Origin of the sequence: Collinsella sp. OM06-18AC (assembly GCF_003438785.1) — a bacterium.
Classification (GTDB): domain Bacteria; phylum Actinomycetota; class Coriobacteriia; order Coriobacteriales; family Coriobacteriaceae; genus Collinsella.
On the sequence record NZ_QSTX01000010.1, the window covers coordinates 59,338 to 82,915 of the forward strand.

Consider the following 23,578-nt stretch of genomic DNA (forward strand, 5'->3'; position numbering starts at 1 on the left):
GTTTTATGGATACTGTTCTGAGCGTTCTCTCATCGGTCTTTTGGGGCCTGCTGGTGCTTTCCGTCCTCGTGTTTTTGCACGAGGGCGGCCACTTTTTGGCGGCGCGTGCCTGCGGCGTCCGTGTGACCGAGTTCTTTTTGGGTCTGCCGTGCCGCTTTGACATCCATTACACGTCGCGTCGCATTGGAACCAAGTTTGGCGTGACCCCGCTGCTGCTGGGTGGCTACGCTGCCATCTGCGGTATGGATCCGACCGATGTTTCGTGCGCCGATCGCGTGCTCGCGGCTATCTATCGTCATGGTCGCGTGACCGTGGCCGACCTTGCTGTCGAGCTCGAGCTTTCCGAGGAGGTTGTGCTCGAGGCATGCGCCCTTTTGCTGGGCTGGGGCTCCATCGCGCCCTGGTATGAGGAAGGGGAGAAGCCCTCGCCGAGCTACTATCCCACCAAATATCAGACGTTGCCGCGAGACACGGCAGGCTATACCACCTTTGATGGTCGCCGTTTCGATCACGAACATGCGACTGCCGAGGGCGATGTGTGGGAGCTGCCGTTCGGCGAGGCCGAGCTCCTTGCGCAAGAGCGCTCGCACACCTATTTGGGCCAGGGCTTTGTCAAGCGTGCCTTTATGCTGCTTGCGGGCATTATCGTCAATATCCTGACGGGTTTTTTGCTCCTTATGAGCATCTATTCCATCGCAGGTGTCACCGTGCCGGTGGATACCAATGTGATTGGCAAGGTTGACGAAGGCTCGATTGCCGCCTCGGCGGGAATCGAGGGCGGCGACGCGATTCTTTCGGTCGACGGAGTATCGTGCTCTACCTGGATGGACGTTTACGATGCCATCGGCAAGGCTGCCGGTAAGGACGATATCGCCATTGAGTACGAGCGTGACGGCAAGCAGCATTCGACCACGGTTGCGCTCAAAGAGGACGATCGCCTAGGTGTGTATGCCTCTACGCAGGTGGTCCGTTTAGACCCCATCACGTCGGCTCGCCTGTCGTTCTCCTATGTTGTGCAGACAGCGGAGGGCGTGATGCGCCTGCTCCAGCCGCAGCATACGATGGAGATTCTCGATCAGTCCTCTTCGATCGTGGGTATTAGCGTTATGTCCTCACAGGCTGCTGCTGCCGGCCCTGCCACGTTCCTTTCGTTTGCCGCCCTCATTTCATTCTCGCTTGGCTTTATGAACCTGCTGCCCATCCCGCCACTCGATGGCGGCAAGCTAGTCATCGAGATCATTCAGAAGATTGCGGGCCGCGAGCTTCCGCTCAAGGTCCAGACGATTGTGAGCTATGTGGGCATCGCGCTCTTTGCGCTGCTGTTTGTCTATATGCTTCGTTCCGACATCCTTCGATTTATTCTGTAGGGGAGTGTTTGGATTGTCTTTATCCCATCCTTTGCCTCGCGAGCTGACGCGCCCCGTGCATGTGGGCGGCGTGCAGATCGGTGGCGGCGTGCCGGTGGTGGTCCAATCTATGACCTGCACCGATACCGCTGATGCCCAGGCAACGCTTGCGCAAGTGTGCGCGTTGGCGCAGGCTGGCTGCGATATCGTGCGCGTGAGCGTGCCCTCCGAGGCCGCGCTTGAGGGCTTCCGCACCATCTGTGCCGAGTCTCCGGTGCCGATTGTCGCCGATATCCACTTTAACCATAAGCTCGCCATTGGTGCCGTTGAGGCCGGTGCCGCCAAGCTGCGCATCAATCCCGGCAATATCGGCGATTGGGCCAAGGTTGACGCGGTGATCGATGCTGCGGGTGCCTCGGGCTGTGCGATTCGCATTGGCGTGAACGCGGGCTCGCTTGAGCAAGATATTGCCGAGCGCGACGACCTCACGCAGCCCGAAAAGCTCGTGATGTCGAGCGAGCGCTTCGTCAAGCACTTTGAGGATCGCGGCTTTACGAACATTGTGCTTTCGGCCAAGGCCCATAGCGTGCAAACGACGCTCGATGCCTATCGAGCCCTGTCACGTGAGATTCCCCACGTTCCGCTTCACCTGGGCGTGACGGAGGCGGGGACCAAGCTTCAGGGCACCATCAAGAGCTCTGTAGGCTTGGGTATCTTGCTTTCCGAAGGCATCGGCGACACCATGCGTGTGTCGCTCACGGCCGATCCGGTTGAGGAGCCGCCGGTCGCCTGGGGAATTCTACAGTCGCTGGGCCTGCGTCGCCGTGGTCCCGAGATTGTCTCGTGCCCCACGTGCGCCCGCTGCCAGGTTAACCTCATTCCCATCGCCGAGGAGGTCACCGAGCGGCTTAAGAACTATTCCGCGCCGCTTTCGATTGCCGTCATGGGATGTGCCGTTAATGGCCCCGGTGAGGCTTCTGATGCCGACCTAGGCGTTGCTTGCGGACGTGGTCAGGCCTTGCTCTTTTCGCATGGCCAGATCATTGGTAAAGTAGCTGAGGACCAAATTGTCGACGCGCTTATGGCAGAGGTCGACAAGCTTATTGAGGAGAAATAAATGACCCGAGCAATGTATATGTCTAAGCTCTATGCGCCGACGCTTAAAGAGGATCCGGCGGACGCTGAGCTCGCCAGCCACCGCCTGCTGCTCCGTGCCGGCATGATCCGCAAGGAGGCCGCCGGTCTGTATTCCTACCTGCCGCTCGCATGGCGCTCGATTCGCAAGATTGAGAACATCGTGCGCGACGAGATGGACGCCGCTGGCGCCCAGGAGCTTATGATGCCTATCATGGTCGATGCCGAGTTGTGGCGTGAGTCCGGCCGTATCGATGCCTATGGCAAGGAGCTTGTGCGCTTTGACGACCGTCATGGTCGCGAGTTCGTGCTGGGCCCCACGCACGAGGAGACCGTCACGGCCCTGGTGCGCAACGAGCTGCGCTCCTATAAGCAGCTGCCAGTGAATCTCTATCACATCCAGGATAAGTTCCGCGACGAGTTCCGTCCCCGTTTTGGCCTGATGCGCGGTCGCGAGTTCATCATGAAGGATGCCTACAGCTTCTCCGCCACGCAGGAGAGCTTGCAGGAGGAGTATGACAAGATGAAGCAGGCCTACGCTAACATTTGCGAGCGCTGCTACATCAAGGCCTTGCCCGTCGTTGCCGACTCCGGCGAGATCGGTGGCGATACCTCCGTCGAGTACATGGCTTTGGCCGACGCCGGCGAGGCTTCTCTCGTCTACTGCGACGATTGCGGCTTCGCTGCCGATGATGAGGCCGCAAGCACCAAGGTCGTCGTGACCGAGGGCCCCGGCGACGGTACGCTTACCAAGGTCGAGACTCCGGGCATGGGCACCATTGAGGCCGTTGCTAAGTTCTTTGGGTTCCCCGAGAACGGCACGCGCAAGTCCCTGGCGCTCATCGATGCCGAGGGCAAGCCCGTCGTGGCCATCGTCCCGGGCGATCATGAGCTCAACGACTGCAAGGCCGAGCATGTCTTTGGCAAGGGTTATCGCATGATGACGGACGAGGAGCTCCAGACCTACGGTCTGCACAAGGGCTTTATCGGACCGGTTAACTTGCCCGAGGGCATCCGTCTGGTGTGCGACGAGAGCCTGCGCGAGTCCAAGCAGTGGGCCTGCGGTGCCAACGAGGTCGATTATCACTTTACCGGTGCCTGCCCCGAGCGCGACTTTACCGTCGATGAGTGGGCAGATCTGGTCACCGTCGTTGCCGGCGATCCCTGCCCGCACTGCGGCAAGCCGCTCTCTGCTGCTCGCGGCATCGAGGTCTCGCAGGTCTTCCAGTTGGGTACCAAGTATTCCGAGGCCATGGGCGCCACCTTTATGGACGAGGACGGCAAGGAGAAGCCGCTTATCATGGGTTGCTACGGCGTGGGCGTGTCCCGCTCGCTTGCTGCCGTCGTGGAGCAGCACAACGACGAGCACGGTATCGTCTGGCCGGTTTCCGTTGCCCCGTACGAGGTCGCTGTGATTCCGCTCGATCCCAAGAAGGAGGAGTGCGCAACCGTCTGCGACCAAATCGTCGAGGGCTTGTGCGCCGAGGGTATCGAGGTCGTCGTCGACGACCGCGACGAGCGTCCCGGCTTTAAGTTTGCCGATAACGACCTTATGGGATTCCCGTATCAGGTGGTGCTTGGCAAGCGTGGCCTTAAGAATGGCACCGTTGAGCTCAAGGACCGTGCCACGGGCGAGCGCGAGGACGTGGCGATTGACGAGGTCGTCGCCAAGGTTGTCGAGCTTGTTAAGGCGGCCCGCCGTTAATCGACGTTTCTGCTATTAGATGTAATTGCGGGACTGCTCCGTATCTCTCTTAGGAAGAGATGCGGAGCAGTCTATTTTGTTGCGTGAATAAACTCGATGGGTAAAGGAAAACCCCACAGCCCATATGAGCTGCGGGGTTTTCTTGTGCCTCCGATGCGAAATAAATCGCTCAGATATTACTGATAATCGACGACGTCGATCCAGTTCTTCAGGAACTCATCGTTCACGTTGCGCTTACGAGCGAGCTCGGAAGCGGCGACGATGCTCGTCCACTGACGCACGACCTGCATGGGCATGTCGGCGCGGTCGCAGTAGAGCTCCAGGTAGGCCTCGGCCTGATCCTTGCTGTTGAGGGCGAAGAGCAGGTAGGTGGTGGCAACGTCGGCAGCAGGGGAGCCCTGGGTGGCGTGTGCCCAGTCGCACACATAGAGCTGGCCGTCGTCGCCGACGATGACGTTGGAGGGGTTGAAGTCGCCGTGGCAGACCTTGAACTCCTTGGTCATGCCGTCCAGACGCTCCTGAAGGTTGTAGCGCGTGGTGGCATTGAGCTGATCAAGGCTGTCGATCATGCGGGCGAACTTGTCGCGCTGACGGTTGAGCAGCGGGGAGGTGTAGCCGTGGATCTCGATCTGGAGGTCGACGAACATCTCGAGATACTCACCAAAGCGCTGGGGCTCGGCAGTCATCTTCTCGGCAAGGGTGGTGCCCGGAACCTTCTCGGTCACGAGCGCCCAGCCGTTGGCGTTCTCGAGCTGGGAAACCTCGAGAGCCTTGGGGCTGCGGATGCCGCACTCATTGATGCGGGCAAGATTCAAAGCCTCGTTGAACACGTCGGAGACAGGCTTGGTCTCGTTAAAGACCTTGACAATCTTGTCGCCCAGGTCGTAAACGACCTTGTTGCCACGGCGGACGAGCTCGGTCTTGGAATCGGGTAGCAGCATGGTTGCATCCTTTCAACGATGCGATAGAAGCGACGGCGGGGGTGTGTGAAACACCCGTGCACCCCCGCCGTTAAAAACCGTGCTAAAACTAGCAGACGGCGTAGTCCTGAGGCTCGCGGCCGTAGTAGGCGTCCAGGTAGAGTTCCTTGATCTCGCTCATGAGCGGGTAGCGCGGGTTTGCGCCGGTGCACTGGTCGTTGAATGCCTGCTCGGTCATCTCGTCGAGGGTGTCGAGGAAGTACTGCTCGTCAACACCGTAGTCGGCGATGGTCTTCTTGACGCCGATGAAGTCCTTGAGCTCCTCGAGCTTCGTGATGAAGTTCTCGAAGACCTCCTTGTCGTCCTTGCCCTCGATGCCGCAGTACTTGGCCATCTCGGCGTAGTTGTGCAGCGCGTTGGGGTAAGGATACTGGGAGAACGTGCCCATCTTGACGGGAGCCTCGGCGGCGTTGTAGCGCATGACGCGGGTCAGGATGACGGCGTTTGCGAGGCCGTGGGGCAGGTGATGGAAAGCGCCGAGCTTGTGGGCCATGGAGTGGTTGAGGCCCAGGAAGGCGTTGGCGAAGGCCATGCCGGCCATGCAGGAGGCGTTGTGCATCTCCTCGCGGGCGTGCGGGTCCTTGGCGCCGTTCGTGAAGCTGGAGGGCAGGTTCTCGAAGACGAGCTTAGCAGCGCGCTCGGAGAGGCCCTTGGTGTAGTCGGAAGCCATGATGGAGACGTAGGACTCGATGGCGTGGGTCATGACGTCGATGCCGGAGGCAGCGGTCAGGCCGCGCGGGGCGGTCATGCAGTTGTCGGCGTCGACGATAGCCATGTTGGGGAGCAGCGCGTAGTCGGCGAGCGGCCACTTGATGCCGGTCTCCTTGTCGGTGATGATGGCGAACGGCGTGCACTCGGAGCCGGTACCCGAAGAGGTCGGGACGGCGACGAAGTAGGCCTTCTTGCCCATCTCGGGGAAAGTGAAGATACGCTTGCGGATGTCCATGAAGTCCATGGCCATGTCCTCAAACTTGCACTCGGGGTGCTCGTACATCATCCACATGATCTTGCCGGCGTCCATAGCGGAGCCACCGCCGACGGCGATGATGACGTCCGGCTCAAAGAGAGCCATCTGCTTGGCGCCGCGACGTGCGCACTGCAGCGACGGATCGGGCTCGACGTCGTAGAAGCAGTCGTGGGCGATGCCCATCTCGTCGAGCTTGGCCTCGATGGCGCGGGTGTTGCCATTCTTGAAGAGGAACTGGTCGGTGACGATGAAGGCACGCTTCTTGCCCATGACGGTACCGAGCTCGTCGAGGGCGACGGGCGTGGAACCCTTCTTGAAGTAGACCTTCTCGGGAGCGCGGAACCACAGCATGTTCTCACGGCGCTCGGCCACAGTCTTAACGTTGATCAAGTGCTTCACCCCAACGTTCTCGGAGACGGAGTTGCCGCCCCAGGAGCCGCAGCCCAGGGTCAGAGACGGCTTCATGCCAAAGTTGTACAGGTCACCGATGCCGCCGTGCGAGGACGGGGTATTGATGACGATACGGCAGGCCTTCATGACGTGCTCGAACAGGCTGATCTTCTCGGCCTGGGCGGGGTGCACGTACAGAGAGGCGGTGTGGCCCGGGCCACCGGCGAGCACCAGGTGCTCGGCCTTGTCGACGGCCTCCTGGAAGTCCTTGGCGTGGTACATGGCCAGGACCGGGGAGAGCTTCTCGTGGGAGAACTCCTCCTTGGCGGGGTCGGTGGAGGTGACCTCGGCGATCAGGATCTTGGTCTTGGCGGGAACCTCGATGCCTGCGAGCTCGGCGATCTTGGCGGCAGCCATGCCGGGGATGCGGTGGTCGAGAGCGCCGTTCTTGAACATGGCGGCACGCAGTGCCTCCATCTCGGCACCCTGCTTGACGAAGTAGCAGCCGCGCTTCTGGAACTCGGCCTTAACCTGGTCATAGATGGTGTCGATGACGGTCACGGACTGCTCGGAAGCGCAGATCATGCCGTTGTCGAAGGTCTTGGAGTGGATGATGGAGTTGACGGCGAGCAGCACGTCGGCGGTGTCGTCGATGACGACCGGGGTGTTACCGGCGCCAACGCCTAGGGCGGGCTTGCCCGAGGAGTAGGCGGCCTTGACCATGCCCGGGCCACCGGTGGCGAGGATGATGTCGACGTCGCGCATGACCATGTTGGTCAGCTCGATGGAGGGGACATCGACCCAGCCGATGATACCCTCGGGGGCGCCGGCCTTGACGGCGGCGTCAAGCACGAGCTTGGCGGCGGCGATGGTGCACTTGGCGGCAGCCGGGTGCGGGGAGATGATGATGGCGTTGCGGGTCTTCAGGCTGATCAGCGTCTTGAAGATCGCAGTGGAGGTGGGGTTGGTCGTCGGGATGACGGCGCCCACGATACCGATGGGCTCGGCGATCTTGGTGATGCCATAAGCCTCGTCGCGCTCCAGGACACCACAGGTCTTGGTGTTCTTGTAAGCGTTGTAGATGTACTCTGCGGCGTAGTGGTTCTTGATGACCTTGTCCTCAAGAACGCCGCGGCCGGTCTCCTCGATGGCCATCTTCGCCAACGGGATACGAGCCTTGTTGGCGGCCATGGCGGCCTCATAGAAGATCTTGTCGACCTGCTCCTGCGTGTACGTAGCAAAAAGCGCCTGGGCCTCTCGCATCTGAGCGAGCTTAGCCTCAAGCGCCTCTACGTTGTCCACAATTGCGGGAGTAGTGTTTTCCGGTGACTTTTTCACCATTTGTGTCTCCTTGCGATCGGAGATTTACCCTACGTCTAGCATGATAGCAAGAAATAATTCGGTAAACGGTAAGATTCCCGTAAAAGGCACACTAAAACGCTTCAATTAACTGAAACGCTTCAACTATAACTTTTAACTTCCCGTTTGCCGCATCGCCCCACTCATTGGGGACAGACTTATATGAGTATTTCAATGGGAAAACGGGGAGAACGGGGCACCTGTTTGACAATCGCTATTCGCGGGTCGCGGTCGAGTCGGACACGCAGGCGGTCCAGTTGCTCGATTATATCCATCTCAATCCTGTGAAAGGCGCGCTCGACTCGCTCGATGCGTACCGCTGGTCAAGCTTCAAGGCATATCAGCTGGGCTATGATTCCTTTGACATCTGTAAACACTCATGTAAGTCTGTCCCCAATGAGTGCAAAAAAGGCGCCCTCCGTGGGGGAGGACGCCTTTGGTAAGTTCTATATGAACGCGAGGTCTTTGACCCGGAGAGTCCGAGGTACTTGTTGGTAAGACCTTATTTAGGAGCGCGCAACCTTGCCGGACTTGAGGCAGGTGGAGCAAACGTTCATCTTGCGACGGTGACCATCGACGACGACGTAAACGCGCTGGATGTTGGGGCGGAACTTACGGTTGGTGACGCGGTGAGAGTGGCTGATGGAGCGACCGGCAACGGGGTGCTTACCGCAAACTTCGCAAACTTTGGACATAACTGACCCTCCTTGGGCGACAAACGAACATGTCGCGTTAACAAACAAGCCTGAACTATAGCACAGAAGCAGCTCCCTGTGCGTAATCTACACAGAGATATTCCTCTTTTGGCGATAGTGCTCACGCCACGGCCCTGGACGTAGATCCGATTTGCGTGCAGCAGAGGGGATTATGCCAGCTCGTGCGTGCGTTTTCAAGCTCGTCCCACAAATATATATAGGTTTATGGAGCATTGGGCTCCGTTTACGGATTGTTCTGTATTTATGCTCGCAATTAAGCTCGAGGTTGGCTACACTATCCCTTGACCATTAAAGGGGTACGAGATACCCACATGGAATTACATAGCTGCCAAAGAGCAGCCCTTCCTGTGGGTGTCTGGTCCGCTTTAAGCGGTCGGGCATCTATTTTTTTGACTGTGTCAGCAGTCAAGACATGTGAGGAAGGAGATCGATGGGCACGACTTCCCCCAAGGCGGTCATCATGGACGAGACCGCCGTCAATCGAGCGATGACCCGCATCGCGCACGAGATCCTCGAGCGCAACGAGGGCTGTGAAGACCTCGCTCTGGTCGGCATCGTCACGCGCGGCGACCTTCTGGCAAAGAAGCTCGCCGAGGAGATCAAGGAGATCGAGGGCGTCGACGTTCCGCTCGGCAGCCTGGACATCAGCTTCTACCGCGATGACTATGCGACCAATTTCGCTCCCGCGATCCACGCTACCAACATTCCCTTCAGCGTCGACGGCAAGCGCGTCGTGCTGGTGGACGACATCCTGTATACGGGCCGTACTATCCGCGCCGCTCTGGACGCCGTTATGGACCTGGGCCGTCCGAGCCGCATCGAGCTGGCAGTTCTCGTTGACCGCGGTCACCGTGAGCTCCCCATCTCGCCGGACTTTGTCGGCAAGAACGTTCCCTCGTCGCATGAGGAGAACGTGCACCTATATATGAAGGAAGTAGACGGCCGCACCGCTGTCGAGATTAACGACGTCGCGCCGGGTTCCCACGTGGGCTCCGCGCCGCTGGGAGGTGAGTAGTACCGTGGCGTTCAACCATAAGCACCTGATCGACATTACCGAGTACTCCGAAGAGGACATCAAGCTCATCCTCGAGACCGCCAAGGCGTTCTCCGAGGTCAACGAGCGTGCGATCAAGAAGGTCCCCACGCTCAAGGGCAAGACCATCGTCAACATGTTCAACGAGCCCTCGACGCGCACCCGCAGCTCCTTCGAACTCGCCGAGAAGCGTCTTTCGGCCGACAGCCTCAACTTTGGCGGCTCCTCGACCTCCACGGTCAAGGGTGAGAGCCTCGTCGACACCGTCGAGACCCTCAACGCCTACAAGATCGACTGCATCGTCGTGCGCGATAAGCACGCCGGTGCTCCCTACATCGTCACGCAGAACTCGCCCGCGAGCGTTATCTGCGCCGGCGACGGCAAGCACAACCATCCCACGCAGGCCCTGCTCGACCTGTACACCATCTGGGAGCACAAGGGTGACTTCCACGGTCTGAAGGTCGCCGTCGTCGGCGATATCGCGCACTCCCGCGTCTGCGGCTCGCTGATCCCTGCCCTTAAGATTATGGGCTGCGAGACCTACGCCGTCGCCCCCGGCACGCTGCTGCCGCCGGCGCCCGAGGTTCTGGGCTGCGACCACGTGACGAGCGACCTCGATTCCGTCCTGCCCGAGCTGGACGTCGTCTATATGCTGCGCGTGCAGCAGGAGCGCCTCGAGGGTGCCCCGTTCCCGACCATTCGCGAGTACCACAAGCTCTTCGGTCTGACCAAGGACCGCGAGAAGCTCATGAAGCCCGACGCGATCATCTGTCACCCGGGCCCCATCAACCGCGGCGTCGAGTTCGACTCCTATATGGCCGACCACCCGCAACGCTCCGTCATCCTGGAGCAGGTCTACGCCGGTATCTGCGTGCGTATGGCTATCCTGTATCTGCTGCTTGGAGGTGCCGATAATGGCCTTGCTTCTTAAGAATGCCCACGTCGTCGACCCGTCCGTCGAGCTTGACGGTGTCGTTGACGTCCTGATTGACGGCGACAAGATCGCCGAGGTCGGCGAGAATCTCGCCGTCGAGGGAGCCGAGGTCCGCGACCTTTCCGGCAAGTACCTCGTCCCCGGCCTGGTGGATATGCACGTTCACCTTCGCGAGCCCGGCTACGAGGTCAAAGAGGACATCGAGAGCGGTACCCGCGCAGCTGCCAAGGGCGGCTTTACCGGCGTGTGCGCCATGCCCAACACCGATCCCGTCACCGATAACGGAACCGTCGTTGAGTTCGTCAAGTCCCGCGCTGCCGAGGTCGGCCACTGCCGCGTCTATCCTTCTGGTGCTATGACTCGCGGCCTTAAGGGCGAGGCTATGTCCGAGATGGGCGATATGGTCGCCCACGGCGCCGTCGCCTTCACTGACGACGGTCGTGGCGTGCAGGGCGCGGGCATGCTCCGTCGCTGCATGGACTACGGCAAGATGTTCGGCAAGGTTTTTATGAGCCACTGCCAGGACGAGGACCTGGTCGGCCACGGCCAGATCAACGAGGGCAAGGTCTCGACCCGTCTGGCCCTCGAGGGTTGGCCGGCCGCCGGCGAGGAGCTTCAGATTGCCCGCGACATCGAGATTGCCAAGCTGACCGGTGCCAAGCTGCACATCCAGCACATCTCCACCGCTCATGGCCTGGAGCTCGTGCGTGCCGGTAAGGCTGCCGGTGTCCAGGTGACCTGCGAGGCCACCCCGCACCACATGTTCCTGACCGAGAACGACCTGGACGAGACCTACAACACCTCGCTCAAGGTCAATCCGCCGCTGCGCACCGACGAGGATGCCGAGGCCATCCGTCAGGGTGTCATCGACGGTACCGTCGACGCTATCGTTACCGACCACGCTCCCCACACCCCGTGGGAGAAGGCCCGCGAGTTCGAGCTCGCGCCCTTTGGAATGATTGGCCTCGAGACTTCGCTGTCGCTCGTGCTCACTGAGCTGGTCAACACGGGCAAGATGAGCGTGAGCCGCATGGTCGAGCTCATGGCCATCAAGCCGCGTGAGATTCTGGGCCTCGATCAGGTTCAGGTCAAGGCGGGCTCTGTCGCCGACCTGACCGTGTTCGACCCCTCCGCAACCTGGACGGTTGGCGAGGACGGTTACGAGTCGCGCGCCGAGAACTCCGGTTTTGCCGGCCGCACGCTCACCGGTCGTGCCACCGATGTATTTGTCGGTGGCAAGCAGACGCTCGCCGACGGCTGCATCTGCTAGCATAGCCTTATCGCTTTTGTGCGCGGCGCCCTTGCGGTGCCGCGCTTTCTGTTCGTTTAGACCATGCAACCGCATGGGGGATTGGAGCGTCTATGCCCACACCTTCCACTGCACGCATGCACGACTTCGAGGTCGTCTCGAACCGGGAGATCGCCGACGGCATCTTCTCGCTCGTCATCTCGGCCCCCAAGCTTGCAAGTGCGCTCAAGCCCGGTCAGTTTGTGAACATCGCCGTCCCCGGCGATGCGTCTTCTCTGCTTCGTGTGCCCTTGAGTTTCTACCGCGCCGACGCCGAGGCCGGCACCGTCGAGCTGTGGTACGCCGTCGTGGGCGACGATACCCGCCGTTTGTCCCAGATGGGCCCCGGCTCCACCTCTAACCTGCTGGGCCCCGGTGGTCGTGGCTGGATGGTACCCGAGGGCACCAGGAAGGCTTTGCTCGTCGCCGGTGGTATCGGCGTTCCGCCTGTGCTTTGTCTTGCCGGTATGCTTGCCGAGCAGGGTGTTGATGTGGACGTGTGCCTGGGCTTTGGCACCGCGTCCAAGGCCGTGGGTGTCGATGAGTTCCGCGCGCTGGGCGCCACGGTTAATGTGTGCACCGACGACGGTTCGCTCGGCACGCACGGTTTTTGCACCGATCCTGCCGCAGAACTGCTTGGCGAGGGCGGCTACGACTACGTGGCCAGCTGCGGCCCCGCCGTCATGATGAAGAAGGTCGCCGCCGCTGCCGCCGAGGCCGGTGTGTACTGCGAGGTGTCGCTCGAGCGCATGATGAGCTGTGGCTTTGGCGCCTGCAACACCTGCAATGTCGAGACGGTCGACGGTATGAAGGGTGCTTGTATGTGCGGCCCCGTGTTCGATGCTTCCAAGGTGGTGGTCTTCTAGTGGGTACCGTGAACATGGCCGTCGATTTCGGCGGCGTCAAGATGCAGAACCCCATCAACACCGCAGCCGGTACCTTTGGCTACGGTTGGCAGTTCCAGAACTTCTTTGATGTTTCCCAGCTGGGCGCCATCACCACCAAGGGTTGCGCTGCCGAGCCCTGGCCCGGCAATCCCGCGCCCCGCATGGCCGAGATTCCCGGCGGTATGATCAACTCCGTGGGTCTTCAGAACCCCGGCGTGGCCGCCTTTGCCCGCGAGTCCGGTCCGTGGCTCGAACAGCTGTCCAAGGACGGCTGCCAGGTCATCTGTCAGGTTGCCGGTCACTCCGTTGACGAGTTTGTCCGCGCACTCGAGATGTATGTCGAGCTGTGCCCCTGGGCTGCCGGCTACGAGATCAACGTGAGCTGCCCTAATATCGCCGCCGGCGGTGCCGCCATGGGCTCCACGCCCGAGGGCGCCTCTTCCGTTATGGCTGCTTGCCGCAAGGTGACCGATAAGCCGCTGTTCGTGAAGATGGCGCCGGTCAACGTCGCCGAGATCGCCAAGGCCCTCGAGGCTGCCGGCGCCGACGGCCTTTCGGTCATCAACTCCATCCAGGGCATGGCCATCGACGTCCATACCCGCAAGTCCCGCGTGGCCAAGCCCAAGGGCGGCCTTTCGGGCCCGCTGTGCCACCACATCGCCGTGCGCATGGTCTGGGAGGTTGCCCAGGCCGTCGATATCCCCATCAACGGTGTCGGCGGTGTCATGACTGGCGAGGATGCGGCTGAGTTTATCCTGGCCGGCGCCACCTGCGTGTCGGTCGGCATGGCCAACTTCGTCGATCCGTGCGCTTCGCTTAAGATCGCGCATGAGCTCGAGGCCTGGGCCGAGTCCCAGGGCGTAAAGGACATCAACGAGCTGGTGGGTGCTTTCGAATGCTAGAGAATGATGCCCGCGACCGTGTTATCGTCGCCCTCGACTGCGACCGTGAGCGCGCGCTCGAGCTCGCCCACGAGCTTTCGGGCCATGCCGCCTGGCTCAAGGTCGGCATGACGCTCTATTACGCTGAGGGTCCCCAGATCGTCAAGACCTTTAAGGACCTTGGCTTTAAGGTCTTCCTCGACCTTAAGTTCCATGACATTCCGCATCAGGTGCGCGGCGCTGCCCGCTCGGCCTCGCTTGCCGGTGCCGACCTGCTTTCGGTCCACGGCCTGGGCTCGGGTGCTATGCTCGCTGCCTGCCGCGAGGGTGCCGAGGAGGCGCGTGAGGACCGCGCCAAGCTCGTCGCCATCACCGTGCTCACGAGCATGAATCAGGATGCCTTGAGCGAGATCGGCGTCGAGTCTCCCGTGGCCGAGGAGGCCGCCCGCTTGGCAAAGCTTGCTCAGGCCAATGGCATCGATGGCATCGTGTGCTCACCGATGGAGGCTCACGACATGCGTGAGCTGCTGGGTCCTGATGCCCTGATCGTGACTCCGGGTGTGCGTCCGGTGGGTGCCGCCCTTGGTGACCAGTCCCGCGTGGCGACGCCTTCCCAGGCTATCGAGCGTGGCGCAAGCCACATTGTGGTGGGCCGTCCCATCACCGGTGCCGACGATCCGGTTGCCGCCTTTGACGCCATCGTCGCCGAGCTGGTCGAAAACGTCGCGTAAAAGATTCCCCTAAGTCACCACTTTTGGGTCTCATTAGCACAAAATAGCCCCTGTGCCTGCGTAAACTTTCCCATCCTTTGTGTGGAATCGCAGGTCAGGGGCTTAACTTTGGGCGCAGTATATTGCACTTTTTGCGGGTATCGTCTAACCTATGGAGCCGCGATTAGGCTTTTTGTGCGTTCTACGTGCTAAAATGCCAATTATTGAATCAGATATAACCCAACTATTTGGAGGTACGAATGGCACTCCCTCAGCTTACCGACGAGCAGCGCAAGCAGGCTCTTGAGAAGGCTGCTGCCGCACGTCACGCCCGCGCTGAGCTTCGCGAGCAGATCAAGAAGGGCGAGAAGTCCCTCGAGTCCGTGCTCAACTCCGATGACCCCATCGCTTCCCGCATGAAGGTTTCCACCCTCATCGAGTCTCTCCCCGGTTATGGCAAGGCCAAGGCCGCCAAGATCATGGAGGAGCTCGGTATCTCCGCTACTCGTCGCGTCCAGGGCCTCGGCGTCCGTCAGCGCGAGCAGCTCCTCGAGCAGCTGACCAAATAAGTGAGCGCTCAGGATTCCAAGCTCTTTGTGATTTCTGGACCGTCAGGCGCAGGCAAGGGTACGCTCGTCACTCGTGTGCGCGAGCGCCGCTCGAACCTGGGTCTGACGGTTTCGGCTACCACGCGAGCACCACGCAAAGGTGAGGTCGACGGCGTCAACTACTTTTTTCTGACGCGCGAGGAGTTCGACCGCCGCGTGGCAAACGGTGAGTTTGTTGAGTGGGCCGAGGTCCACGGTAACTGCTACGGCACGTTGGTGAGCGAGGTTACATCCAAGCTCGCCTCGGGCTCGTCTCTGATTTTGGAGATCGATGTCCAGGGCGCCCTGCAGGTGAAGGAGCGTTTCCCCGAGGCCGTGCTGATCTTTATCAAGCCGCCTTCGCTTGAGGTGCTCCGCGAGCGTCTAGTCGGTCGCGGTACCGAGACGCCCGAGACGATTGAGCTGCGTATGGCAAACGCCGCCGATGAGCTTGCCCTTGCCGACCGCTACGACGACGTTGTGGTGAATGACGATCTCGACCGCGCGACCGATGAGCTCGTTCGCGTTCTCGATATGCATGAAAGGATCTGAGGTCCGTGTCCGTTGTAAAGCCTTGCATTGACGATCTTCTGGAGAAGACCGATCACAACCGCTTCCTGCTCGCTTCGCTTGCCTCCAAGCGCGCCTGCGACATCAATAGCATGCTGCGTGGCCAGCACAACCGCGTGCTTGCCGTCCAGGATGTCGATGACATCACCATCGGGCTTTCCGGTGCCGATACCATCTCGATGGCTATGGACGAGATTGTCGACGGCGACATCTCTTACGACGAGGCCCGTTACGAGAAGGCGCTCGGTCACAAGGTTGCTGAAGCCTAAATGGCAGCTCGCGTCTGCCTGGTCCACTATCACGAGGTTGGACTGAAGGGCAAGAACCGCGCACATTTTGAGCATATCCTCATGGATAACATCAAGGCGGCCTTGGCCGCCTTTTCCGTGAACGCCGTGTCTCGAATTTCCGGTTATATCCTCGTGACCTTTAACGAGCATCAGGCCGACGAGGCGGCGCGTGTCATTCGCACCGTTCCCGGCGTTGCCCGTGTGTCTTTGGCGTATCACACCAACCGCGACCCGCAGGAGTACTGCGCCGCCGCCGTGAAGGCGCTGCGCGAGTTTGGTTCCTTCGATTCGTTTAAGGTGCACGCCAAGCGCTCCAATACCGACTATGAGCTCACCTCGATCGATATCAATCGTCAGGTGGGCGAGGTACTGTGTGAGGCCTTCCCCGATAAAAAGGTTCAAATGCACGACCCCGATGCGATGGTGCACGTACTGGTGGTCCAGGGTAGCGTTTATGTGTACGCGTGCTCCGAGCGCGGCGTGGGCGGTCTGCCGGTGGGTTCTGCCGGCAAGGTCGTGACGCTGCTGTCGTCGGGTATCGATTCTCCGGTGGCGACCTGGATGCTCGCGCGTCGCGGCGCGGTGTGCGTGCCGGTGCATTTCTCCGGTCGTCCGCAGACGCCCGACACGAGTGAATACCTGGTGCAGGACATCATCCGTGCGCTTGAGCCGGGTGTCCAGATCGGCCGCCTGTACGTGGTGCCGTTTGGCGACTGCCAGCGTGAGATTTCGGTCACCTGTCCCAGCAACCTGCGCGTGATCATGTATCGCCGCATTATGTATTCGGTTGCTGAGCGCATTGCACACATCGAGGGTGCCAGGGCCATCGTTACGGGCGAATCGCTTGGGCAGGTTGCCTCCCAAACGCTTGAGAACATCATGGCCGTCAACGAAGCCGTGAAGATTCCCGTGTTCCGTCCTCTCATCGGTTCGGACAAACAGGAGATCATCGCACGCGCCGAGGAGATCGGTACGTTCGATATCTCGACTGAGGCCGCTCCCGACTGCTGCACGCTGTTTATGCCGCGCCGTCCCGAGACGCACGCTAAACTCGATGCCGTGCATGAGGCCTGGGAACTGTTTGATCACGAGGAGATGATTGAGCGTCTGCTCAAGCAGACCGAGTACATCGACTTCGAGAGCAACACGTACAAGGCCCCTAAGACCTTAAAACACAAACATTCTGAGCTTGCTCCGCGTGAGATTTACCAAGATCACGAGTAAATTTGTGCATAGACCGACGATGCGCCTGCATCGTCGGTCTTTTGCTATCTGGGCATTTTGGGGCTAAGTGTTCATTTGCTGACGTGTGCCTGAATAAATGGACATTATTTCGTAAGGTTTTGGTCAGCTTTTGGTTTGACCGCGAAAACCGGTTTTGGGGCGTGGCTGTTGCGGAGCTCCTTTCCTGACACGATGATGTTGGGAGGTTTTGCTATGGCGCAGCGCGAACAACACGAACGAGTCAAAAAGATGGACCGCTGGGCGGGCAAACTGCTCGGTCATAAGGCAGTGGTGATGGCGATACTGGTCGTCATTGCGATGGCGAGTGGACTGGCAATGGCGAACTTTGGCGGCGGTGCCGGCGGTGTGTCGTTTGAGCGCACTGATGGTTCGGGCACGTTAGTGGAGCCGGGATCCGGCGATGCTTCGAGTGGAAAGACATCTGAAGGCTCTTCGCCTAAGGCGTCTGCCGCGGCAGAGGTCTATGTCGATGTTGATGGCGCCGTGGTGTCACCCGGTGTATATCGCCTCAAAGACGGGGCGCGGGTGGCTCAGGCGATTGATGCCGCCGGCGGGCTGGCGCCCGAAGCAGACGTTACGGGGCTTAATCGTGCATCCAAGGTCACTGATGGACAAAAAATTCACGTTCCAACGGTAGGGGAGCAGCAGGTGTCCATTGCGGAAGCCGGTGTTGATGGTGGGACTTCCGCATCATCAGGCGTCGGTGGCGCAACAGGCCTAGTAAACATTAATACGGCAAGCTCGGCAGAGCTGCAGACGCTCTCGGGAATCGGTCCCTCAATGGCACAGTCGATTATCGATGAACGGACAAAGAACGGTGCTTTTGCTTCGGTTGACGATCTGATGCGCGTGTCGGGAATCGGCGAGAAGAAGCTTGCCAAAATCAAAGATTGCATCTGCGTATGAGTACGACCGAGCGAGAGCACGTGATGCCTCCGCGGCCCCTGATTCCGTGGACGATGGCCCTGTGTGCCGGCATGTGCGTGAGCTGCGCCTTGGTGCTCAGCATAGCCGCTGATGCGCTGCTGAGGGAGCGGGCGACGGCGGTCGGGCCGCTATGGGCCATTCCCGTTGCGGCAGCGGTTTTCGTTGTGCTGGCTCACTCTTGTGCGCGGCTTGCCCCTTTGAAGCGGTGGCTGTATGCCGCGTCCGTCGGTCTCGTGGCGGGTGCGGTCGTTTCGGCGTGGTGGGCCGTGGGTGCGCTCAACGCCTCGAAGACGCTCGACGGTCGAGCGGCAAGCGGCCTCGAGTTTGTCGTGCAGGGTGATCCATCCATAAACGACGACGTGTATTCCTATACCTGCGAGGCACGCGCGGACGGTAAGAACTTGGCAACGGTTCGCCTATCGTGTGATCGTGAGCTCAAGGTCGGGGCGCACGTGCGTGTTATCGGTCGCGTTTCACGTTTTGAGAACGATGCGTATGGACGATCGCGCGCGCTCCGAGGCGAGGTGCGCAAGGTTAAAGCCGTTCGGATTTTGTCCGTCGATGAGGGCTCTCCGGGGCCGCTGCTTCGGCTGCGAAATGGGCTGCTTGTGTCCATTGCGCCTGCGACCGAACCGGCGCGTGCGCTCATAGCCGGTGTCGTCTGCGGTCGTTCGGCCGAGCTGCGCGCCCAGCCGGCGGGCGACTGGTTTTCGGTGACGGGAACGGCGCATCTTATCGCCGTCTCGGGCAGCCATTTGGCTATCGTGGGGTTTTTAATCGAGGGTTTATTGCAAAAGACTCGGTGCTCACGTGGTCTTCAGCGGGCGATACTGGCGATAACGCTTGTGGGCTACACTACCTTTACGGGCGCGTCTCCCTCGGCCGTGCGCGCGTGCTGCATGGTGTTCGCGACGCTTGTCGTAAACGGCGCGGGGCGTCGCCGGCACGGTGCATCGGCACTCTTCGTAACCATGTCCATCTTTGTTCTACTGCGGCCGACGGTGCTGTTCGAGATGGGCTTTCAGCTTTCATGTGCCAGCGTCTTTGCCATCCTGTGCTTTTGCCCCTATGCGACCTACGCTTTGGGTGAGCTGGGTGTGCCATCGGGCATTGCCAGCATGCTTTCCGTCACGCTGTGCTCGCAGTTGGCGACGCTCCCCATTACCATTCCTGCCTTCGGTACGTTCTCGCTCATTGCTCCGCTGGCAAATGCGGTCATCGGTCCGGTGGTGAGCGTACTGCTTGCTGTGTCGATCGTGCTGGTTCCCTTTTCGCTCGTGGCACCGTTGCGGACTTGGGTGCTCGCTGTGCCCATGATTGCCGCCCTTTGCGCGCTATTCTTCGAGCAGCTGTTTGCCGCCGTGCCGGGTGCATCCGTGAGTGTGCCGCCCGATAGCATGTGGATTTACCTAGCGCCGTGTTTGCTGGCGGCTCTGCTGGTCAGGTGGCCGCGTCCCCGTGCACGTCCTATGGCGGTGGGGCTTGCATGTCTGGTGCTCTTGGCTGCGATTCCGTACGTCTACTGGGATCGATTCGCTCCGCCTTCGGTGACGGTGCTCGATGTGGGCCAGGCCGATGCGATTCTTATCCGCCAGGGCGGCGCAGTAGCGCTCGTCGACTGCGGGCTCGACGAGCGCGTGGTGGCGGCTTTGGTTCGCAATAACGTGCACCATATCGATGCCGTCTTTGTGACGCATTGGGATGAGGATCACTGGGGTGGTCTTCCCGATGTGCTCGAACAGTTTTCGGTTGGAACGATTGCCGTTGCGGCGGATGCGCTGGAGGATGCTCCTGCCGAGGTATTGAACCGACCTGGCGTGGAGTATCGGCAGGTGCGCCGTGGGGATACGGTCGATATCGGCTCATTTTGCGCCCGCGTGATGTGGCCATTCGAGTCCGTGGATGGCGAGGGAAATGAGGATTCGCTTGTCCTGCTGCTCTCTTATGTTCAGAAAGGCAAGGGCCTGCGTCTGCTCCTCACCGGTGATGCCGAGCTCGACCAAGAACGGGAATTCGTGCAGGAGGTGGGGGATATCGATGTACTTAAACTTGGGCATCACGGCTCCAAGGTTTCAGTCGATGGTGAGTTGCTGGACGTCCTGAAGCCCGAGCTTTCCCTCGCAAGCGCCGGTGAGGGGAATCGATACGGCCATCCGTCCGATGCCTGCATCGATGCCGTTAAGGAAGCGGGTGGTGTGTTCGCGTGTACCATCGAACACGGCGACATTACCGTCGCACCGACTGCGAATGGCTTTGTGATGCGATGCCAGCGACCGTGACGACGTCGTTGGCGTGTGGTGGGCCCCTGGGCTAGAATGGCACGGAACGAATGCGAAGGCCTGCGGGAGGGGAGCGCAATGTCCGAAACCGGTTTGCTGCCGGCATATCTGATCGTCGGTACCGACGGAGTTAAGCGCGATTACGCCGTCTCGCGTATGAAAGCGCGTCTGGAAAAGTCGGGTATGGTCGAGTTCAACCTCGACGAGCGAGACATGACCAAGGACCCCGATATCGAGTCCATTATCGGATCGCTTAACACCTTTCCGATGGGCAGCGAGTTTCGTCTGGTAATCCTCGATGGCTGCTCAAAGCTCGCCAAGGCGGTCTCGGAGCCGCTCGTTGGGTATCTGGCGAGTCCCAGCCCCACTACGGTCTGCCTCATCATCGCCGACTCACTTGCCAAGAATACGCGCCTGTATAAGGCAATCGCCAAGATCGACAAGAAGGCTATCGTCAATTGCTCGGGTACCAAGCGCTGGGAACTGCCGCGCCGTGTTCAGCAGATGGCGACGCAGCGCGGTAAGTCGATTTCGACGGCGGCCGCCGAGGAGCTCGTCTCGCGTTCGGGCGAAAACACGCGCATGCTCGATAACGACTTGGCTAAGCTTGCCCAGATGGTCGAGTCGCCTCAGATTGAACTTGCCGATGTTGAGCGCTGGATTGTCCGTACGGCCGAGGTTCAACCCTGGGACTTCCTCAACGCCGTCTCGGCTCGCGATATGCGGCGATCGCTCGAGCTCTTCAATCTGCTGCCCGTCAAGAGCTATGTGTGGACCTACACGCTGCTGTGCGGTCGCATCCGTGAGCTGATCGTCGCCAAGGCGCTCGATGCGCGTGGACAGGGTCGTGAGCTGGCCGCAACGCTCAAGCTCCAGCCCTGGCAGGTCAAGAATCACCTGACTTGGGCGCGTCGCTTTTCGATGGCAGAGCTCGTCGCAGCGCTCGAGGGTGCGGTCGATGTGGAGCTCGCGCTCAAGGGCTCTGCCGATTCTGAGACCGCGCTTTTGCTCTGGATTACGAACATCTTGAGAAAATCGTGATGATACCTGCCTATTTGACAAATTCGTTCTATTCCTTTGAGGGGGAGCGTGCTATAGTAGGCGCTTGCATGACCTCACCGTGTCTCAGAGGTGTCATACATTTTTTGCAAGGAACTCGAAAGGAACTCCAGAAGTGGCAAACATCAAGTCTCAGAAGAAGCGTATCCGCACCAATGAGGCAGCTCGCATGCGTAACAAGGCTGTCAAGTCCGAGCTCAAGACGCTGACCAAGCACGTCCAGTCCGCCGTCGCCGAGGGCGACGCCGAGAAGGCCCAGGCTGCCCTCAAGACCGTTACCAAGCGTCTCGACATGGCTGCCGCCAAGCATGTTATCCACAAGAACCAGGCTTCCAACCGCAAGTCCGGTCTTGCCAAGCTCGTGAACAGCATCAACGCCTAAGTTGTAAATTTCACACCACACAGATTACGCGCATAAATGGAGCCTGTTTTATGGAACAGGCTCCATTTTTTGTACCGCTCGGGTAAGATAGTCCGCATGAATACTTCAATTGACATTTCCCACATCCGCAACTTCTCAATCGTTGCGCACATCGACCATGGCAAGTCCACGATCAGCGATCGCATCCTCGAGCTCACCCATACCGTCGACGAACGCGACATGGAGTCGCAGCTGCTCGACACCATGGATATCGAGCGCGAGCGCGGCATCACGATCAAGTCCAATGCCGTTCGCGTGTCCTATGACGCCGACGATGGCGAGACGTATCAGTTCAATCTGATCGATACGCCGGGCCACGTTGACTTTACCTATGAGGTCTCGCGCTCGCTGGCAGCCTGTGAGGGCGCGGTGCTCGTTGTCGACGCCACGCAGGGCGTCGAGGCGCAGACTGTCTCCAACGCGACGCTCGCCATGAACGCCAATCTGGACATTGTGCCGGCCATCAACAAGATCGACCTGCCCTCTGCCCATCCCGATGAGGTTAAGACCGAGATCGAGGATGACCTGGCGATTCCCGCCGATGATGCCGTGTGTGTCTCGGGCAAGACCGGCGAGGGCATCCATGATCTGCTGGAGTCCATTGTCTTTTTGATCTCTCCGCCCAAGGGCGATGCGAACGCGCCGCTCAAGGCACTCATTCTGGATTCGTACTTCGACGAGTATCGTGGCGTCGTCGCCACGGTGCGCGTCTTTGACGGCTCCATCAAAAAGGGCGATACCCTGCGCATGATGCAGGCAGAGGGCGACTTTTTGGTCGACGGCGTGGGTGTCAAGCGTCCTGCCGAGACCCCGGTTGACGCGCTGACGGTTGGCGAGGTCGGCTATGTGGTCACGGGCCTGAAGGACCCCGAGGCCGTTCGCGTGGGCGACACCCTTACCTGGGCGTCGAACCCCTGCCCCGAGCCGCTTCCGGGTTACCGCGAGGCCAAGCCCATGGTCTATACGGGCCTGTTCCCAATCGATAACAAGGACTACGAGAACCTGCGTGACGCGCTCGATAAGCTGCACGTTAACGACCCATCGTTGGTGTGGGAGCCCGAGACCTCGGTGGCGCTCGGCTTTGGCTTCCGCGTGGGCTTCTTGGGCCTGCTACACATGGAAGTCGTCAAGGAACGCCTGGAGCGCGAATTCAACCTGGACCTCATTGCCACGAGCCCCTCGGTCGACTATCACGTCTACAAGACCGACGGCGAGATGATCGATGTCCGCAGTCCGCAGGACCTTCCCGAGGCCACCCGCATCGATCGTATTGAGGAACCCTACCTCAAGGCAAAGATCATCTGCCCGCCTGAGTACACGGGTGCCGTCATGCAGCTCGCCATCGAGCACCGCGGCGTCACGACCGACATGATCCACCTGACGAGCAAATCGGTCGAGATGCGCTTTGATATGCCGCTCGCCGAGCTCATCTTGGACTTCTTCGATCAGCTCAAGAGCCGCACCAAGGGTTACGCCTCGCTCGACTATGAGTTCAACGAATATCGCCCCTCTGAGCTCGTCAAGCTCGACATCCTGCTTTCGGGCGACGAGGTGGACGCGCTTTCGTTTATCGTCCATAAGGACAAGGCATATGGCCTGGCCCGTGGCCTGTGCGACAAGCTCAAGGAGATCATCCCGCGTCAGCTGTTCGAGGTGCCCATCCAGGGTGCTATCGGCAACAAGATCATCGCCCGTTCCACCGTCAAGGCCCGTCGCAAGGACGTTCTTGCTAAGTGCTACGGCGGCGATATCTCGCGTAAGCGCAAGCTGCTCGAGAAGCAGAAAGAGGGCAAGAAGCGTATGAAGGCCATCGGATCGGTCGAGGTCCCGCAGGAGGCCTTTATGGCGATCCTCAAGGTGGACGAGTAGG

General features: G+C 60.2%; 21 protein-coding genes. 18 read left to right on the forward strand and 3 right to left on the reverse strand.

Annotated elements, in window-relative coordinates; all coding sequences use genetic code 11:
- Positions 1-5 precede the first annotated feature (5 nt).
- Genes DXB86_RS07375 through DXB86_RS07385 form a run of 3 tightly spaced genes read left to right on the forward strand, consistent with a single transcriptional unit; the run spans position 6 to position 4,185 of the window.
- On the forward strand, positions 6-1,367 hold the full coding sequence (locus DXB86_RS07375) for an RIP metalloprotease (protein ID WP_117736678.1): 1,362 nt from the start codon (positions 6-8) through the stop codon (positions 1,365-1,367).
- Positions 1,368-1,380: 13 nt separating this feature from the next.
- A complete protein-coding gene (gene ispG / locus DXB86_RS07380; protein ID WP_117736679.1) occupies positions 1,381-2,463 on the forward strand; it encodes a flavodoxin-dependent (E)-4-hydroxy-3-methylbut-2-enyl-diphosphate synthase in 1,083 nt (360 codons plus the stop codon).
- The gene (locus DXB86_RS07385; RefSeq protein WP_233504177.1) at positions 2,464-4,185 is read left to right on the forward strand and encodes a proline--tRNA ligase; all 1,722 of its coding nucleotides are present in this window, start codon (positions 2,464-2,466) and stop codon (positions 4,183-4,185) included.
- 176 nt (positions 4,186-4,361) lie between these two features.
- On the opposite strand, the gene DXB86_RS07390 is transcribed toward DXB86_RS07385, so the two are convergent.
- The 3 genes from DXB86_RS07390 to rpmB form a co-directional block, all read right to left on the reverse strand.
- Positions 4,362-5,126 carry an aminoglycoside phosphotransferase family protein gene (locus DXB86_RS07390; RefSeq protein ID WP_006236119.1) on the reverse strand — a complete coding sequence of 255 codons (765 nt, stop codon included), beginning with the start codon at positions 5,124-5,126 and terminating at the stop codon, positions 4,362-4,364.
- A gap of 88 nt (positions 5,127-5,214) precedes the next feature.
- A complete protein-coding gene (gene adhE / locus DXB86_RS07395; RefSeq protein WP_055250041.1) occupies positions 5,215-7,863 on the reverse strand; it encodes a bifunctional acetaldehyde-CoA/alcohol dehydrogenase in 2,649 nt (882 codons plus the stop codon).
- A 524-nt stretch (positions 7,864-8,387) separates the two neighbouring features.
- A complete protein-coding gene (rpmB, locus tag DXB86_RS07400; RefSeq protein ID WP_022094725.1) occupies positions 8,388-8,576 on the reverse strand; it encodes a 50S ribosomal protein L28 in 189 nt (62 codons plus the stop codon).
- A gap of 451 nt (positions 8,577-9,027) precedes the next feature.
- Between rpmB and pyrR the strand changes: the two genes are divergently transcribed.
- From pyrR to lepA, 15 genes are all read left to right on the forward strand, one after another.
- Positions 9,028-9,612: a bifunctional pyr operon transcriptional regulator/uracil phosphoribosyltransferase PyrR gene (pyrR, locus tag DXB86_RS07405; protein ID WP_117654814.1), complete on the forward strand. Its 585-nt coding sequence runs from the start codon at positions 9,028-9,030 to the stop codon at positions 9,610-9,612.
- Between the two features lie 4 nt (positions 9,613-9,616).
- Positions 9,617-10,561: an aspartate carbamoyltransferase catalytic subunit gene (locus DXB86_RS07410; RefSeq protein WP_035138537.1), complete on the forward strand. Its 945-nt coding sequence runs from the start codon at positions 9,617-9,619 to the stop codon at positions 10,559-10,561.
- A complete protein-coding gene (locus DXB86_RS07415) occupies positions 10,545-11,834 on the forward strand; it encodes a dihydroorotase (RefSeq protein ID WP_117637247.1) in 1,290 nt (429 codons plus the stop codon). The genes DXB86_RS07410 and DXB86_RS07415 overlap by 17 nt, the downstream gene beginning before the upstream one ends.
- A 116-nt stretch (positions 11,835-11,950) precedes the next feature.
- A complete protein-coding gene (locus tag DXB86_RS07420; protein ID WP_117736693.1) occupies positions 11,951-12,718 on the forward strand; it encodes a dihydroorotate dehydrogenase electron transfer subunit in 768 nt (255 codons plus the stop codon).
- 14 nt (positions 12,719-12,732) lie between these two features.
- On the forward strand, positions 12,733-13,641 hold the full coding sequence (locus DXB86_RS07425; protein WP_006236128.1) for a dihydroorotate dehydrogenase: 909 nt from the start codon (positions 12,733-12,735) through the stop codon (positions 13,639-13,641).
- Positions 13,635-14,351 (forward strand): orotidine-5'-phosphate decarboxylase, encoded by a 717-nt coding sequence (gene pyrF, locus DXB86_RS07430; protein ID WP_117564271.1) that lies wholly within the window; start codon positions 13,635-13,637, stop codon positions 14,349-14,351. The genes DXB86_RS07425 and pyrF overlap by 7 nt, the downstream gene beginning before the upstream one ends.
- A gap of 239 nt (positions 14,352-14,590) precedes the next feature.
- Positions 14,591-14,899 (forward strand): integration host factor, actinobacterial type, encoded by a 309-nt coding sequence (gene mihF, locus DXB86_RS07435; protein WP_006236130.1) that lies wholly within the window; start codon positions 14,591-14,593, stop codon positions 14,897-14,899.
- Positions 14,900-15,469 carry a guanylate kinase gene (gene gmk, locus DXB86_RS07440; protein WP_099431806.1) on the forward strand — a complete coding sequence of 190 codons (570 nt, stop codon included), beginning with the start codon at positions 14,900-14,902 and terminating at the stop codon, positions 15,467-15,469.
- A 5-nt stretch (positions 15,470-15,474) separates the two neighbouring features.
- A complete protein-coding gene (locus DXB86_RS07445) occupies positions 15,475-15,756 on the forward strand; it encodes a DNA-directed RNA polymerase subunit omega (RefSeq protein ID WP_035138532.1) in 282 nt (93 codons plus the stop codon).
- Positions 15,757-17,001 carry a tRNA uracil 4-sulfurtransferase ThiI gene (gene thiI / locus DXB86_RS07450; RefSeq protein WP_117736680.1) on the forward strand — a complete coding sequence of 415 codons (1,245 nt, stop codon included), beginning with the start codon at positions 15,757-15,759 and terminating at the stop codon, positions 16,999-17,001.
- 213 nt (positions 17,002-17,214) lie between these two features.
- Complete coding sequence (locus tag DXB86_RS07455) at positions 17,215-17,928, forward strand: helix-hairpin-helix domain-containing protein (RefSeq protein WP_158550964.1); 714 nt, start codon at positions 17,215-17,217, stop codon at positions 17,926-17,928.
- The gene (locus tag DXB86_RS07460) at positions 17,925-20,228 is read left to right on the forward strand and encodes a DNA internalization-related competence protein ComEC/Rec2 (RefSeq protein ID WP_117736682.1); all 2,304 of its coding nucleotides are present in this window, start codon (positions 17,925-17,927) and stop codon (positions 20,226-20,228) included. Before DXB86_RS07455 ends, DXB86_RS07460 begins: the two co-directional genes overlap by 4 nt.
- Positions 20,229-20,306: 78 nt before the next feature.
- A complete protein-coding gene (gene holA / locus DXB86_RS07465) occupies positions 20,307-21,269 on the forward strand; it encodes a DNA polymerase III subunit delta (RefSeq protein ID WP_117736683.1) in 963 nt (320 codons plus the stop codon).
- A 133-nt stretch (positions 21,270-21,402) separates the two neighbouring features.
- Positions 21,403-21,669 carry a 30S ribosomal protein S20 gene (gene rpsT / locus DXB86_RS07470; RefSeq protein ID WP_022094714.1) on the forward strand — a complete coding sequence of 89 codons (267 nt, stop codon included), beginning with the start codon at positions 21,403-21,405 and terminating at the stop codon, positions 21,667-21,669.
- Between the two features lie 96 nt (positions 21,670-21,765).
- Positions 21,766-23,577, forward strand: a complete 1,812-nt coding sequence (gene lepA, locus DXB86_RS07475; RefSeq protein WP_089573391.1) for a translation elongation factor 4 — start codon at positions 21,766-21,768, stop codon at positions 23,575-23,577.
- Position 23,578 lies beyond the last annotated feature (1 nt).

What these genes read in the sequence shown, in the direction of transcription:
- DXB86_RS07375 (WP_117736678.1), top strand. Translation starts at nt 6, where the DNA reads ATGGATACTGTTCTGAGCGTTCTCTCATCGGTCTTTTGGGGCCTGCTG.
- DXB86_RS07385 (WP_233504177.1), top strand. Translation starts at nt 2,464, where the DNA reads ATGACCCGAGCAATGTATATGTCTAAGCTCTATGCGCCGACGCTTAAA.
- DXB86_RS07390 (WP_006236119.1), bottom strand. Translation starts at nt 5,126, where the DNA reads ATGCTGCTACCCGATTCCAAGACCGAGCTCGTCCGCCGTGGCAACAAG.
- adhE (WP_055250041.1), bottom strand. Translation starts at nt 7,863, where the DNA reads ATGGTGAAAAAGTCACCGGAAAACACTACTCCCGCAATTGTGGACAAC.
- rpmB (WP_022094725.1), bottom strand. Translation starts at nt 8,576, where the DNA reads ATGTCCAAAGTTTGCGAAGTTTGCGGTAAGCACCCCGTTGCCGGTCGC.
- pyrR (WP_117654814.1), top strand. Translation starts at nt 9,028, where the DNA reads ATGGGCACGACTTCCCCCAAGGCGGTCATCATGGACGAGACCGCCGTC.
- DXB86_RS07415 (WP_117637247.1), top strand. Translation starts at nt 10,545, where the DNA reads ATGGCCTTGCTTCTTAAGAATGCCCACGTCGTCGACCCGTCCGTCGAG.
- DXB86_RS07420 (WP_117736693.1), top strand. Translation starts at nt 11,951, where the DNA reads ATGCACGACTTCGAGGTCGTCTCGAACCGGGAGATCGCCGACGGCATC.
- DXB86_RS07425 (WP_006236128.1), top strand. Translation starts at nt 12,733, where the DNA reads ATGGCCGTCGATTTCGGCGGCGTCAAGATGCAGAACCCCATCAACACC.
- pyrF (WP_117564271.1), top strand. Translation starts at nt 13,635, where the DNA reads ATGCTAGAGAATGATGCCCGCGACCGTGTTATCGTCGCCCTCGACTGC.
- mihF (WP_006236130.1), top strand. Translation starts at nt 14,591, where the DNA reads ATGGCACTCCCTCAGCTTACCGACGAGCAGCGCAAGCAGGCTCTTGAG.
- thiI (WP_117736680.1), top strand. Translation starts at nt 15,757, where the DNA reads ATGGCAGCTCGCGTCTGCCTGGTCCACTATCACGAGGTTGGACTGAAG.
- DXB86_RS07455 (WP_158550964.1), top strand. Translation starts at nt 17,215, where the DNA reads ATGGCGCAGCGCGAACAACACGAACGAGTCAAAAAGATGGACCGCTGG.
- DXB86_RS07460 (WP_117736682.1), top strand. Translation starts at nt 17,925, where the DNA reads ATGAGTACGACCGAGCGAGAGCACGTGATGCCTCCGCGGCCCCTGATT.
- holA (WP_117736683.1), top strand. Translation starts at nt 20,307, where the DNA reads ATGTCCGAAACCGGTTTGCTGCCGGCATATCTGATCGTCGGTACCGAC.
- lepA (WP_089573391.1), top strand. Translation starts at nt 21,766, where the DNA reads ATGAATACTTCAATTGACATTTCCCACATCCGCAACTTCTCAATCGTT.